Genomic DNA, 14,851 nt, shown 5'->3' with positions numbered 1-14,851 from the left:
TCAATTGGTTATTTCCGTGTGGGACACTTTAATCAAGCGTTGCTTGGACAGTAGATCCTGCGGAGTATCTCGCTCACGGATCAAGTGAGCCTCCCCAGCGACAATCAGCACTTCCGCCGGACTTCCATGACTCAAAAAGTGTGTGGGAGAAGCCGTTGGTCCGTAGGCTCCCGAATGAAAAACACCGATTAGATCGCCCCGTTCAACAGGAGGAAGCAATACCCGTTTCCCAACAACATCATTCGGCGTACATAAGGGACCCGTAATATTGTATTCTGCTACAGGGGATTCACCATAACGCGTCAGGGAGGCAATCGGAAAGTTACGCTTCACATAAGAACCTGTGCCCACCGCCGCCATATGGCAGTTCGTTCCACCATCGGTTACGACGAAGTGCTCTCCATACGATTGCTTGACATATAGGGCTCGACTGACCAACATACCGCAGGTGCCTACCAGATATCGCCCAAGCTCCATGAACAGCCGGGTGTTGGCATGACTATGCCGAAACGATTCGAACATTGGATTCAACTGTTCTGTCAGTGCGGCTATGGATAGGAACTGCTCACCTTCATGGTAGGGCACCCCCAATCCCCCGCCTACATCGACCATACGTAGCGTGATATCCAGCTCGTTCTCGATTCGATCAGCCAATTCCAGAATATGACGGGTATTCTGAACGATCGGCTCTACATCCAACATGCGGGTTCCCATGTACACGTGAAGTCCCATGATCTCCACATGGGAGAAGCTCTCGAACTGCTCTTTTCCCTGGAGCACACTTTGTTCATCCATACCAAACTGACGTGGTTTGCCACCCATGGTCAACCTGGAGCCTTTAACAGAAAAGGAAGGATTCACTCGCAGGGCCACCGGCACGATTCGCCCCTCACTTGCAGCGATGATCTCTATGCGCTCCAGCTCCTGGAACGATTCACATACAATCGCATATATGCCCAGACGTATGCATGCCGTAATCTCGTCATCGCTTTTTCCGGGTCCAAGGAAAATAATGCTTTCTGGCGCTACTCCAGCCTGTACGGCCGTATGTAATTCTGCCAGGGAACACACCTCTGCCTGCGCGCCCATCTCCTGCAACATGTGTACGATCGAAATATTCGGATTGGCCTTCAATGAATAGAACAGCTCCACTTGAGGCGTAAGCAATTCCCGAAGCTCCTGATACACCTGCTGCAACACATCCCCGTCATATATATACAGCGGAGTTCCGAATTTCTCAGCGATGTCCGAGACACACAACTGCTGGATCTGATATTCCGTAGACACTCACATCACCTCGTTAATGGAAGATAGGACGGCTTCTATCGCTTCGTCGATCACTCCCAGCCGTTCAGGGGAGGACGCAATAATCACGCCATACAGACGTCCGGAGAACAAGGTCCCCTCACTTCTGAATGCCGCATTGACTGTGGCAAAGTTATTAATCAATAATCCTTCGCCACGTTCCGGTTCGAACATCAATTCACCCAGACTGGAACGAAGCACCTTGTATTCCAGCAAGTGATTGAGCCGGAGCGTATATTTTTTTGCCAGTCCACATTGATTTTCGGCCACCCATTGATGCTGAATGTTGGTCTGATAGGTAGACATATTAAACCTGGCATTAATCTCAAGATTGGGCCAGATTGTACCGTCCTCGTCCAGAATGGCGTCCATGCCGGCAATGCCGTAGTATCCATCTCGATACAGAGCTGCTCCAATCCGTATGGCCGCTTCGCGAATGACCTCAAGTTGAACATCGTTGAGCCGCGAAGGCATGAGATGCCCTTGATGTACGCCTTGCTCTACCAACGATTCCTTTACGCCAAGATACTCAACTCCACCCGAGCGATCGATGAGAATCTGGTAATTCAGGTCACAGATTTTATCAATCCATTGCTCAAGCACGTAGTTGATTTGCCGTCTTCCCTTTTTGCTTGCCTGTTTCTCCAGCATACTCATGCATTTGTGAAACCTGGCTTCATCGGTAATGACGGTAATTCCCTTGCCTGATACACCCATGGAATCCTTCAACACAAGACGTCCACCCTGCTCTAGAACGGCCTTTAGCTGATCGAAACCAGACACCAGTTCATCCAAAGACGTGCATTCAACGCCTGGAATTTGGCGAATGCCCAACTCCGCGTTGAGACGGCGGGAATACCCCTTGTCATTCACCTTGCGGAAAATATCTGAAGATGGAACAGCCAGCGGAATGCCGGTCCGTCGGGAGAATTCCTCTTCCTGATCCGAGGTTCCAAAGGGAACCAGATAAACATTCGTTCCAGCAGCCTGTGACAGCTCTCGCAGCTTGTCCATTGTCCTTGGACAATTCAGAAGATTCGCGGTAATGTTCAGTGCCGGATCATTGTGCTCCACCGTTATGCATCGGGAGCGACCAAACCCAAGCGCCTGTGCATCTGCCATGAATCCCTGATTTGGCGGCCCCTTGAGCAGGATAATATCGTTCTCTCCGGCGAGGAAAACACCCAGTTCCTCCATCCGATTAACGACATCCGCAGCCGAGCCTATGCTTAATGAGGGCAGCTTGAGAGTACCCGTTTCACTCCAGTGCTCCTCTACCTCAAAATTGTTAAGATACACAAAAGTAACGTCATGCTGGCCCGTTAACGCCCACTTGAGCTTGCTCGAAAAATCCGTCAATACGGTGGTCACGGCCATCCCCTCCTATTCCTGCATATTGCATCACTGCTACGCTGAATGTAACCCCAAGTCCGACCGTAACAAGCAGATAATACTCCTCTGGTTGCAACAGCTTCTGCTCCAGAATAGCTTGCAGATTAATAAATGGGTCCGAACAGAAACAATGTCCGATCTCCTGTACGTTGGACGTATATATGCGTTCAAGGGGATAGGATAAACGGATAGCCACCTTCTTCCACGAGGATAGATTCACATTGTGTGGGACGATGTATCGAATATCCTGCAACGTCAGACCCGCCTGCTCCACGGCTGCAACAATGGCTTCACATAACCGAGGCGTGTAGATTTCCTGAAACTCCCTTAGAATCTGCGGGGTTCCCGTTAGTACATTACAGAATTGGCCCAAGGTAACACTCGTAAGTCCAACTACACGACTTCCGTTGCCCTTGTTGCCCACCAGCACGGCGGCTGATGCCTCTCCCATCACGGTGGTATTGGGGATCAATTGCACAACGGGACTAAAGGTTTTTTCACCTGTCAAAATTAAAATATGATCATCCGCTTCCAATGAAGGCAGCAATGTCTCGGCAACATTCAGGGCAATTAAGCCCGATGCACAGTTCTGCTGCGTAAGCGAAAACGCGATGGCATGCTGCAACCCGTAAGCCCGTTTCAGGACTTGCAAAACTTTCATAGGAAAGGGGAAATTTTCCTGAATTGTGTGGCAATAAATGATATACTTAATCGAGTTAGGAGCGATCTCCGGGTTATTTACCACCTGGGTTAATACGCGCCCAAGCAACGAAGCCAGATCTCCATCCCTGTCTTGCCGAACCTGTTTCAAACCATGAATTTTTTCCAGTACCTTCGTCTGGGCATTATTGAGTCCCAGCACCTCGTTCAGTTCCCTGATCGGCACAATGTGCTCCGGAATGTAAGACCATATTTGCTTGATATGCATCGGCTTCAGACACCTCGTTATCACTAACGTACGAATCTCACTGAAATATAGGGAGATAAAGAGCTTCCGCAGAAGCTCCCATCTATGAATCTAGCGTAATACGATAAGTAAGTAGGAAAAATCAGGCACGAGCCGCCGCTGCACGAGCTGCTACAGCACGAGCCGCTACAGCTCGGGCTTCAACTGCGCGAGCGGAAACCGCGCGTGCACTGACTTCACGTGCCTCGCCCAGTCCACTCGTTTCCAACTGTGCTGCTTCAACTTCTTTGCGCTTCAGTTGCTCCAGTGTAATGGGAGTCGCTTTAATGACCATTCATATCTCCTCCTTTCATCTTGGATACTCTGATTCTATAATCTCCCAAATTGGATTTAAACTGTAAATGGAGGTAAATGAACCTCTCACTCTCCTTACCCCTGCTTCTGGATACTCACGATAGACCCAACATACCAATCAGATCTCCATTCCAATCAAACTATATCAAGGGACGGTGAACGATCATGCTCGGACCCAAAATCCGGCAAATCCGGGAGCAGCTTGGACTGTCTCAGAAGCAACTGGCAGGTGAGGATATGACGCGTTCTTACATCAGCCTTATCGAAAAAGGTAGAGCCGTTCCCTCGCAGCGTATGTTAAAAATCATTGCCAGGAGACTTAATACACCCATGGAGTTTTTTTTGGGAGGAAGTGCAGCAACAGATACGGATATTGGGGAGGCTGTACTGGACAAGGCCAAAGCCTGTTATGCCGAGCAGAATGATTCTGCCTGCATCCGCATAGCCCATAAAGTGCTGACGTTGACGGAGGATACATCGGATCAGTCAGAAGCCTACCTGCTCATTTTACGAAGTCACAACAGACTTGGGGATTATCGACAAGCCTTGGATGAGGGGGAAACTGCAGCATTTACGGTCATTCGAACAGGTGACAGGGAACGTATCGTTGAATATTATCTGGAAATGGGGAGAGCGGCTTTTCATGCAGAGCTGTTTCATGCTGCCCGGAAACATTATGAACAGGCGTATACGTACAGCAGCAGACTCAAACATCTACAGGAAGAACACATCCAATCGCTGACCTTTCTTGGCACAACCCATTTAAGACTAGGCAATGTGAATGAAGGGTTGAACTACTATCTCAAAGCGGAGAAGGAAGCCCAAATGGCGGGACAACCGGAACTGTATGGCGAGATTACACTGGGTCTGGGCAAAGCATATTATATGTCCGAACAGGACGGACACATGCGGTTAAGTTATGACTGGACCAAGAGATCCGTACAGGCCTATAAACAGGCGAGCAGCGAATCCTACGTTCTGGCACTTCACAACCTCGCCGTGATCCAGCTTCATATGGGGCAAAAAAAAGAAGCCCTCCCCTTACTGGATGAATGCGCACGAATTTACGATAAACGCAATCTTCCCCACAAGAAGGCTTCCATATTAGAGGAAATCAGTAAAGTTTATTTGGAACAGCGTGAGCCAGAACAGGCAGAGGCCATCATCAAAGAAGCCCTCCAACTGCTGGATAAGCAAGATGAAGGGATGCTTCGTGCCAAACTGTATCGCTTGCTGGGTATTGTATTTCATGAGAAAAACAACAGCAATGAAGGTTATTACTTTCTAAGAATGAGTCACGATCTACTTAAACGCATCTCTGCAAACCGCGAGGCTGACATCAGCCATCAACTCCTTCTGCTAAGCCTGCAAGAGCGTAAAATGAACTACGAAGATTATAAGTCATTGATCAAATAAAACAGATAACTTCTTCATCTAACAACTGAGGACATAGGGAAATGAACAGATGGATTTTAGGGTCTCTGAACAGGGACCCCACTTCCGGGAATCCACGGTGAAAGGGCACAGGATCAATCTCTCATCGAACAGGTACAGGATCATTCAGCTCCAGCAGCGTTTCCGTAGATACGGCATGCTTTTGTCCCTGCTGACTACTAAACTTAGCCGATCCTGCATATGCCTCCGAAACATGAAGCTGTCCTGCAATAAAAGGTAGAAGCATGATAGTAACCATGCAGAGTTCACTTGCGGTTGTAACGAATTTGGTTCCTTTACTCTCCATGCTCATCTCTCCTCATGTTTATAATTGGGTAGCATATTCCACCATCGATTTCTGGCAACCTAATACGTATTTTACGGATAATTGCAATGACTTTAAATACGTTAATCATCATTTACCTCTACTTGCACATGAAACTCACGGATAAAAGGTCATATGATCTTTGTCTTCGCGATAATAATCCAGCCTTTGCTTCATCGTACCTGTATGCAGTTCAAACAAATGTCCATCCGGATCGGTAAAATAAACGGATAATGCATCCCGCGGATCTCTTGGCCTTCCGGGAAGAATGTCAGCACCCGCTGCTCGCAACTGCTGAACAGACGCGTCGAACTCCTCTTCTGTAACGGTAAATGCAATATGGGTATAGGTTCGTTCCGTATAGTTGCGAATAACATCCTCCTGATTCAGGGCAATCCACAGACCGGCAAGCTCAAAATAAGCCAGTTTGCGTCCTTTCACCTGAATTCGGGCACCGAGAGCCTGCTCATAAAAGGTAATGGACCGCTCCAGATTGGATACGGAAAAGCACAAATGATTAATTCCTTGAATATTCATGTGGCTCCTGACACCTCCAAAGATTTAAGGATCTATCCTTATTATGGTATATTTTGTGCAAAAAACAACCGCTGTGCCTGCTCCTCTCGCACATCCTTCTGGGCGAATGCATAGGTTATCCGTATCAATGTACGTTCGAGGAGGATGTAAAGCGAATGAATCCTGTTTATCCTTTTTATGGTGAGAAAACGGTGTGCAAGGAGCAAAAGCTGGCATTTCCACCCCAGCATCAGGACCAGCAACCCGGTCTGGAAACCCTGATGGTGCCTGAACCGATCAGTGAAGATCCTGCCTATATCGGTAGCTGCAAACTCCAAGGTAAAGTTGCCATTATTACGGGTGGTGACAGTGGAATCGGCCGGGCGGCCGCCATCGCTTTTGCCAAGGAAGGTGCGGATATCGTCATTGCTTATCTATATGAACGGACAGACGCCGAAAGGACTCGTGAACGGATCGAAGAACTGGGACAGTGCTGTCTCTTAATCGAGATTGACCTCCGCCTGAAGAAAAATTGTGAAACCGTCATTCGCACGACGATGGAGACCTATGGAAAGATCGATATTCTGGTCAACAACCATGGCGTGCAGTATGTGCAGCCAAGCATTGTTGATATTACAGAAGAACAGCTGTATCACACCTTTCAGACCAATGTATTCGCCTATTTCTTTCTGATCCAGGCCGCTCTCCCCCATCTGTGCAGAGGTGCCTCCATCATCAATACGGCTTCCATCACAGCATACAAAGGTAACGTCCAGTTGATCGACTATTCCTCCACCAAAGGAGCTGTCGTGTCGCTCACTCGTGTACTTTCCCAATCACTCGCAGCACAGGGAATCCGCGTGAATTCTGTTGCCCCTGGCCCTATCTGGACACCTCTTATTCCTGCCAGCTTCTCCGCGGAGGATGTGCAGGTATATGGAACGGAGACGCCTATGGGTCGGGCTGGTCAGCCTTACGAACTGGCGGCAGCTTATGTCTATCTCGCCTCCCGCGATTCATCCTACGTCACAGGTGAATGCATTCATGTCAATGGCGGCGATATGGTAACGACTTAGGGTAATGCGGTGACTGATGTCACCTCCCTTGGTAGAAACGTATTAGATGATGGCTAATCAGGCCGGAATGGAACGTATTTCTGAACGAAGTGTTGCTGATGTCAGGCTGGATTTAGCAGGTGTGGCAGGATATCGGTTGTCCGGTTGCGAAGAGGGTTAGGAGTATGATCCGGTGATGCCGGAGCCTGACATCTTGTGACAAGGAGCTGAACAACCCGATGAACTTCGATCCACTCTACCAACCGTACCCCTCTTACCGCGTGCCTGTGTATGCGAAACAAGGCATGGTCGCCACGTCTCAACCATTGGCTGCACAAGCCGGTCTGGATGTATTGAAAAAAGGCGGCAACGCCATTGATGCCGCCATTGCAACTGCGGCAGCACTCACCGTGCTGGAGCCCACGTCCAATGGCATTGGCGGCGATGCTTTTGCCCTCGTCTGGACCGAGGGCAAACTGCATGGCCTGAATGCCAGCGGCCCTGCGCCTCAGGGCATATCCATTGAGGCGCTTCAAGCGGCAGGCTATACGGAGATGCCGAAGCTTGGGGTTGTTCCGGTGACGGTGCCTGGCGCACCGGCAGGTTGGGCTGAGCTGAGCCGCCGTTTCGGGCGGCTCACGCTGGCGGAAGCGCTGGAACCAGCCATCCGCTACGCGGAGGAAGGTTATCCGCTTGCGCCTGGGCTGGCCCGCCACTGGGCAAGGGCAGCCGAAATCTATGCACGCCAGGGTGATGCGAAGGCAGGGCGTGCGTGGTTTGAGACATTTGCTCCAGGCGGGCGGGTTCCCGCAGCTGGAGAGTTGTGGCGCTCGCCGGATCATGCGGCGACTTTGCGCCAGATTGGCGAGAGCGAAGCGCGAGACTTTTACGAAGGAGAACTGGCAGAACGCATTCATTCCTTTATGGCAGAGCATGGTGGTTATCTGACTCGCGAAGATCTGGCGGCATTCCAGCCCGAGTGGGTTGATCCAATCTCTGTCTCCTACCGCGGATACCATGTGTGGGAGATTCCGCCGAATGGACAAGGATTGATTGCTCTGGCGGCGCTTAATCTGCTGAAAGGATATGAATTTGAAGAGAAAGAATCTGTTCAGGCGTATCATCAGCAGCTCGAAGCCATGAAGCTGGCATTTGCCGATGGGGAGAAATATATTACTGAAGAACGCAAAATGGGCGTCACGGTGGAGGAACTGCTGTCCGAGGCATACGCGGAAGAACGGCGCAAACTCATTGGTGATACCGCACGAACACCTGAGGCAGGTGATCCACGAGCAAGTGGAACGGTCTATCTGGCTACAGCGGACGGTGAAGGCAACATGGTTTCCTTTATCCAGAGTAACTACATGGGCTTCGGCTCTGGATTGGTTGTTCCGGGGACAGGCATTGCCCTGCAAAATCGTGGACATAACTTCTCACTGGACCCGAACCATGCAAATGCCCTTGAGCCGGGCAAACGGACATATCACACGATCATTCCGGGGTTCCTCACCCGCGGCAGTGAAGCGGTTGGGCCATTCGGTGTCATGGGCGGTTTCATGCAGCCGCAGGGTCATGTGCAGGTGGTCATGAATACAATCGATTATCACCTGAACCCCCAGGCCGCCTTGGATTCTCCGCGCTGGCAGTGGACGAAGGGCAAAACGATTCTCGTTGAACCAGGTTTCCCGCAACACATTGCACAGGCACTCGCCCGCAAGGGACATGATATTCAAGTGGCGCTCGATCCATCCCAGTTTGGACGCGGTCAGATCATCTGGCGCCACCCGGACAATGGTGTATTATGCGGGGGTACGGAAACCCGAGCTGATGGCTCGATTGCGGCTTGGTAAAACTTGCGTCATTTTTATAATAGGATGATCACCTTATCCTTCGTATAGGGTGAAATTTTAAGACAAAAGAGAGATGATTCATGTCATCTCTCTTTTGTCTTTTTTCGACTTCTAACATCAGTAAACAACATACTGTAGATATTTAAGTACCCTTTTAACCAGAGAAATGTAAAAATTATGTGTAATTCATGAAAATATTTATTTTTTCGTAAATTTTCACTACATACCATAAATCACAGTGCCTTTCTGACCGATATAGATAAAGGGGAAATCCTCACCATACGTGTCATCATGTACACGTCATTCCCTTGAGCTACGGAACCACGCAAAACAGAAAAATGTGAATACAGAAATGAGGGTACCACACATGAAAACAAACAAGAACAGACGCGCAGGTCTAGGTCTTACCATCATGATGATCCTGACGGTACTGATCCTGGGGGCATGTTCAGCCAACAATACAACAACGGCAACAGACACAAGAACAAAGGTTGGCATCGTGCTTACGGAAGTGGGTCTGGGTGACCGTTCTTTTAATGATGCTGCTTTTGATGGACTGGTTCAGGCCAGAAATGAGAAAAGCATTGTCTTTGACTATCGCGAACCGGGCGACAATGCCGAAGCTGCATTTGAAGAGTTTGCTGAAGCCAAATTCGATCTGGTTATCGGCCTGAGTGATGCTGTCCAAGCGGATATGGAGAAAGTTGCAGCCAAATATCCTGACCAGCAGTTCCTCATGATTGACAGTCAGTCCGAACTGCCTAACATTGCCTCCATTTCATTCCGGGCGGAAGAAGGAAGTTATCTGGCAGGTGTTATTGCCGCAATGGCTTCAACGGAAGATCATGTTGGCTTCCTTGGTGGAATAGAGATACCGGTCCTTCGTAATTTCGAGCAGGGTTTTAAACAAGGTGTTCTGGCTGTCAAGCCCGATGCAACCGTTGATGCTGTCTACGCGGGGGACTTCGGCAATGCCGAGTTGGGTGAACAACTGGCTGCACAGATGATTCAGGAAAAGGGCGCTGATGTGATCTACGTTGCTGCCGGTCTCACAGGCGTAGGCGCACTGACGGAGATTCAGAAATTAGGGAAATACGCCATCGGTGTAGATACCGATCAATTCTTTTTGGCGGAAAAAGCCATTCTTACGTCCATGCTGAAAAATGTGGATGTCTCTATCTATAATGCCGTTAACACGTTTGTACAAAACAATCATACCTTCCCTCAAAAGGAAATCGTGGAGGGGCTGGCGGAGAACGCCGTGGGTCTGACTGCTCTACATAATATCACGCTCAGTGATGAACAACAGCAAACCTTCGAAGATCTGAAAGCAAAGATCTCTTCCGGTCAAATCAAAATTAAGCTTGATCAATAACCCATCGGATACGAGGAGGTACGCATATGAAACTACAGGGAAAACTGATACTTAATGCTCTAATTTCACTACTTCTATGCCTTGTGCTAGTCGCTTATATTATCATGCAATTGCTCAACATGAATGCCAAAAATCAAAATCTGGTACCAGCCATGCTCAAGGTTAGTGAACTGAATGCCAATCAGATTCAGACCCAGCAGGCGCTGGATGTCTATTCGTTCTCCATGACAGCAGGAAACCAAGACGCAGTACTCCGCTTGCTGGATGAAGGCCAAACGATGATTCAGGAGCTTACGGACGGATTGCTCGAAACAGATTCGCAGTTACAACTTATTCAGTCCATCGAGACAAAATTACAAGCTCTCAACCAGGGAGCCACCGAAGCGATGAGTGCGATGAACAGTGCGGAAGCGAAACGTTACAGCACTCGGGTTCGGGGCATACAGAATGATATCTATTCGTTAGATGAGATGACTCGGGATCGTTATGATCAATATACCGTCGATTTGGAACATGACATTCAGCAAACGTGGCAAACCGCTCTGGTAGGAGCCATCGTATTGCTTGTCGCCGTAATGCTGTTTAATATGTATACTTCACGTCAGATCGCCAAGCGTATTCGAACACTCAAAGACGCTGCGGGACAAATTGCAGACGGTGACCTGACCGGACAATTACCGGAAGCTCGGGGCAAAGATGAACTCGATGACCTGAGTCGTTCCTTCGGTATCATGACTCATAATATCCGCGGCATTATTCAGTCGATTGGTGCGGCGGGTCATCGGGTCGATCTAATGGCGCAAGATATTGACCGCGGCAATGATACAGCCCAAGCGATTGTACAGCAAGTATCACGCACCACGGAGGAACTCTCGATTGGCAGTCAAAAGATTGCCGAGGATCTGAGTGAAACGGTGATGGTTGTGGACAAAATGCAGTCTACCTTCAATAGCAATCTGGAGTCCACTTCCCAATCGGTGATCGATGGTCGTGAAGTATTAACTACCGTTGAGGAAGGTAATAAGGCTGTAGCGGAGCAACTCCGCTTGGCCGAAGTGAATCGTATGGCGATGGCCGAGGTGGAACAAACGGTGCGGGAACTGGAAGAAAGCGCGGTTCGAATCACTACGATGACTGCATATGTATCGGAGATTGCCAAACAAACGACCATGCTCTCGTTAAATGCCTCCATAGAGGCTGCTCGCGCTGGAGAAGCCGGACGTGGCTTCGCTGTTGTTGCGGGCGAGGTGAACAAACTCGCCGAACAATCTGCGCAATCGGTCAAACATATCTATGCGGCTGTGGGCGAGATCACAACCTCCATGGACAAGGTGAAGAACTCTGTAGCACAGAGTATGCAGTTATTCGGCGAACAGGAACAAGCCACCAGCCAGACTCGTGAATCCTTCTCTGCCATTCGTGAAAGTGTGGAGCGCATTAGTACGGGTATCCATCAGCTTGCTGAGGACATGCAACACTCCAATGAACTCAGTACACAGGTGCAACAGGCCATCGAAAATATCAGTGCCATCACCGAGCAGTCGGCAGCCAGTAGTGAAGAGATCACCGCCTCCACGTCGGAACAACAACGTTCCTTCGCTGATGCAAGTATTAAGGTGAAGTCATTGCGTGATATCAGTGCGGAGATGCATCAGGAACTGCTACGATTCCGGCTGTAAGCAGGATGCCAGAAAATTTTGGGCTGGGCGTAGTTCGGATGTCGTTTAGATGCAGGTTAGATGCAGATTATAGACAAGATATGGGCAGGTTATAGGCGAGCCAGGATCAGGTAGCGTGAACATACAAACAACCAAATAAAGGGGAGCCTCCGTCATGAATCATGACAGGGCTCCCCTTTTCAGTAACTAATCGTTGTTTCATCTAACTAAACATTTACACGAAACACAGAGGACAGAAAGAACCTGAAGAAGCGGAACTAAAAGCTAACTGAAAGAACGCTGACTTGGAAGCATACGCTTCGCCTAAAAGCTTCTTGAAAGAAAGCTGGTTCGGAAGCATACGCTATCCCGGATTTCCTAATTTATAAAAGAATAAACTGGGAATAACAGCGATCGGAAGGTTGTTCTGTCACCAGAGTATCCAGTGTAAATATTCTTTAGTTCAACTTATATAGATAACAAGGCAGCAGCGTTTCAGATCCAAACGTTTAACGAATCGTGCAAACCTTATTGGACCATTAATTGCAGATTATAAAATCTAACGAATCTCAGTCACTCTATTCTCCTAATTTAATCCGGTTTTTTAGGTGTTTTATCCGAAATACACAGAAATAACGTGGATGAGATTCGTTAGCTTTTGCTCCTCGATGTAAACCTTGGTATAAGGTGTGTCAGGTTCGTTAGGGCACTGGGCACTGGGCATTGGGTAGTGAGCATTGAGTACTGAGCAATGGACAACGTTCACTCATCTACTTTTTGGTGCGCTGGTTCGTTGGATCACTCGCAGTTTGAAAAGGAATCGTCATGGGCAGCAGCTCAAAACCGCGAGCTTGTCCCACACCTGCCCCATCCTCACAGTGCATCGATGATGTCTCCGGCCAGCAGGGACGACGGGTCATTGCGCAGCAGGGCTGCTCGTTCGGCGGCCTGTCCGTGGAGATATACGCCGAACGTGGCGGCTTGCTCCGCGCTTAGCCCTTGGGCAAGCAGACCGGCGATGATACCGGTCAATACGTCTCCGGCACCGCCAGTCGCCATGCCGGCGTGCCCTGTGGTGTTGATGTACGCCTCGCCGGATGGCGTTGCGATGACCGTTCGTGCTCCTTTGAGCACAAGGGTCACGCCCTGCTCGCGGGCGTATTTTGCAGCGTGTCCAATGCGGTCACGCTGCACCTCTTGGGTCGACATGCCCAGCAGTCGGCCCATCTCGCCAGGGTGCGGCGTCAAGATTGTCGCCGCACTTCGCTGGCCCCAGTCGCGAGGCCCATGTGGGCCAGCGTCTGCCAGCATGTTGAGGGCGTCCGCGTCAATGACGAGCGGACGATCCGATTGTTGCCACAGACGGCGCAGCCAGTCTGTGTCGCCCTTGAAGCGGCCGAGGCCCGGGCCGGTCGCGAGCACGTCGCGGCTTTCCGCGAGACGCAGCACGACGCCCGCGGAAGCCGCGTTCCATTCGCCGCTGTCGCCATCGGAGGCGGCAGCAAGCATGAGCTCGGGCACGGTGCCGATGACATGCGGCAGCAGTGCCGCGGGCAGCGCCCATGTGGCGAGCCCGCAACCCGCGCGCAGCGCGGCCTTGGCCGAGAGCAGGCCTGCGCCGCTCATCGGCAGACTTCCTGCGGCCAACAGTACGTGGCCGTAGGTGCCCTTGTGGCCGTCCGGTGCCCGGAGGCGGCCTGTATCCACGTGCAGCGCACCGCGCAGCACCTCGTCCGTCAGCAGACGGACCGAGGGGCCATGCTCTGGCGCAAGCCGCGCGGGAATGCCGATGGCGCGCACCATAATGCGCCCCGCGGCAGAAGCACCCGGGTACTGCAACAGCCCGCGCTTGAGCAGCGCGAGACATACAGTCACCCGGGCTTGAATGCAGGGCTCGTACACCTCTCCAGTGTCGGCGTCCAGCCCGCTTGGCACATCGGCGGACACGACCGGCTTGCCGCTGTCGTTCGCCGCCTTAATCAGCGCCGCGTAAGCTCCCCGCGGCGCCCCCCGCGAGCCAGTGCCCAGCAACGCATCCACGATGCCTGTGCACCGGCTGAAGTCCACGGCTTCGCGCCCGTGGACAAGAGCAGGGATGCCGAGCTTCGCGGTGGCATCCCGTTGCACTGCGGCTTCGCCCCGCAGTGCATCAGGGGCATCGGCGTAGACTAGTGTCACGCCAAGCCCCGCTTCAACCAAATGGCGTGCGGCCACCAGCCCATCGCCGCCATTATTGCCCTTGCCGATCAGCATGTACCACTGCTGATCTCCCGGGCGCTCCATCACCAGCGCCGGATCGGCGATGATGTCGCCACCATAACCTTGCCGATCACCGGGCCCGGTGTGTGCCCGCCTCGCATCTGTCTGGCTGCTACAGCCCTTGCTGCTATAGCCAAACTTCCCCGAAACTGCAAGCGAGTTTTCTGCCTGTTCTTCCCGACACAGCTTAATGACTTCCTCGGCTATGGCGCGACCTGCATTCTCCATCAGACTGGCAGCAGGAATACCCAACTTATGAATGGTATAGTCGTCCACAGCCCTCATCTGTTCAGCGGTTACGATAAACAACGTTCATCCCTCCCCGTGACAAGCTCATCTCATACTTAAAAATAGCTACTTCGCACCTAAACACTACATCCTATATGTGTACCTCTATATTTCCCCTTACCTCATCCAGTTA

General features: G+C 50.8%; 12 protein-coding genes. 5 read left to right on the top strand and 7 right to left on the bottom strand.

All coding sequences use genetic code 11. The features are described 5' to 3' along the window. The 4 genes from lysA to F0220_RS02895 all read right to left on the bottom strand — a co-directional run bounded on the left by lysA (position 1) and on the right by F0220_RS02895 (position 3,938). Positions 1 to 1,287, bottom strand: coding sequence for a diaminopimelate decarboxylase (gene lysA / locus F0220_RS02910; protein ID WP_105601456.1), 1,287 nt, complete (start codon positions 1,285 to 1,287; stop codon positions 1 to 3). After that, positions 1,288 to 2,676 (bottom strand): preATP grasp domain-containing protein, encoded by a 1,389-nt coding sequence (locus F0220_RS02905; RefSeq protein ID WP_188310512.1) that lies wholly within the window; start codon positions 2,674 to 2,676, stop codon positions 1,288 to 1,290. Beyond that, positions 2,615 to 3,625 (bottom strand): 3-oxoacyl-[acyl-carrier-protein] synthase III C-terminal domain-containing protein, encoded by a 1,011-nt coding sequence (locus F0220_RS02900; protein WP_091018552.1) that lies wholly within the window; start codon positions 3,623 to 3,625, stop codon positions 2,615 to 2,617. The genes F0220_RS02905 and F0220_RS02900 overlap by 62 nt, the downstream gene beginning before the upstream one ends. 121 nt (positions 3,626 to 3,746) lie before the next feature. After that, a complete protein-coding gene (locus tag F0220_RS02895; protein ID WP_091018551.1) occupies positions 3,747 to 3,938 on the bottom strand; it encodes a hypothetical protein in 192 nt (63 codons plus the stop codon). Positions 3,939 to 4,123: 185 nt separating this feature from the next. On the opposite strand from F0220_RS02895, the gene F0220_RS02890 reads away from it, so the two are divergent. Further along, a complete protein-coding gene (locus F0220_RS02890) occupies positions 4,124 to 5,374 on the top strand; it encodes a helix-turn-helix domain-containing protein (RefSeq protein WP_091018549.1) in 1,251 nt (416 codons plus the stop codon). Between the two features lie 121 nt (positions 5,375 to 5,495). Here the strand turns inward: F0220_RS02890 and F0220_RS02885 are convergent, their stop codons facing one another. Beyond that, positions 5,496 to 5,699, bottom strand: coding sequence for a hypothetical protein (locus F0220_RS02885; protein ID WP_091018548.1), 204 nt, complete (start codon positions 5,697 to 5,699; stop codon positions 5,496 to 5,498). 135 nt (positions 5,700 to 5,834) lie between these two features. Beyond that, on the bottom strand, positions 5,835 to 6,254 hold the full coding sequence (fosB, locus tag F0220_RS02880; protein WP_091018547.1) for a metallothiol transferase FosB: 420 nt from the start codon (positions 6,252 to 6,254) through the stop codon (positions 5,835 to 5,837). Positions 6,255 to 6,409: 155 nt separating this feature from the next. Here fosB and F0220_RS02875 point away from each other — a divergent pair, with 155 nt between their 5' ends. The 4 genes from F0220_RS02875 (at position 6,410) to F0220_RS02860 (ending at position 12,192) form a co-directional block, all read left to right on the top strand. Further along, positions 6,410 to 7,309, top strand: a complete 900-nt coding sequence (locus F0220_RS02875; protein ID WP_105601459.1) for an SDR family oxidoreductase — start codon at positions 6,410 to 6,412, stop codon at positions 7,307 to 7,309. Positions 7,310 to 7,527: 218 nt separating this feature from the next. After that, entirely contained in the window at positions 7,528 to 9,138 is a 1,611-nt protein-coding gene (locus tag F0220_RS02870) for a gamma-glutamyltransferase family protein (RefSeq protein ID WP_149846249.1), read from the top strand. A gap of 367 nt (positions 9,139 to 9,505) precedes the next feature. Beyond that, on the top strand, positions 9,506 to 10,513 hold the full coding sequence (locus F0220_RS02865) for a BMP family lipoprotein (RefSeq protein ID WP_091018541.1): 1,008 nt from the start codon (positions 9,506 to 9,508) through the stop codon (positions 10,511 to 10,513). A 26-nt stretch (positions 10,514 to 10,539) separates the two neighbouring features. After that, complete coding sequence (locus tag F0220_RS02860) at positions 10,540 to 12,192, top strand: methyl-accepting chemotaxis protein (RefSeq protein ID WP_149846248.1); 1,653 nt, start codon at positions 10,540 to 10,542, stop codon at positions 12,190 to 12,192. An 852-nt stretch (positions 12,193 to 13,044) separates the two neighbouring features. On the opposite strand, the gene F0220_RS02855 is transcribed toward F0220_RS02860, so the two are convergent. Next, positions 13,045 to 14,739 (bottom strand): NAD(P)H-hydrate dehydratase, encoded by a 1,695-nt coding sequence (locus F0220_RS02855; protein WP_149846247.1) that lies wholly within the window; start codon positions 14,737 to 14,739, stop codon positions 13,045 to 13,047. Positions 14,740 to 14,851 lie beyond the last annotated feature (112 nt).

The organism is Paenibacillus sp. 37 (assembly GCF_008386395.1).
Taxonomy (GTDB): Bacteria; Bacillota; Bacilli; order Paenibacillales; family Paenibacillaceae; genus Paenibacillus; species Paenibacillus amylolyticus_B.
Note: the sequence above shows the minus strand (reverse complement) of the source record. Positions and strands in the feature narration are given on the sequence as shown.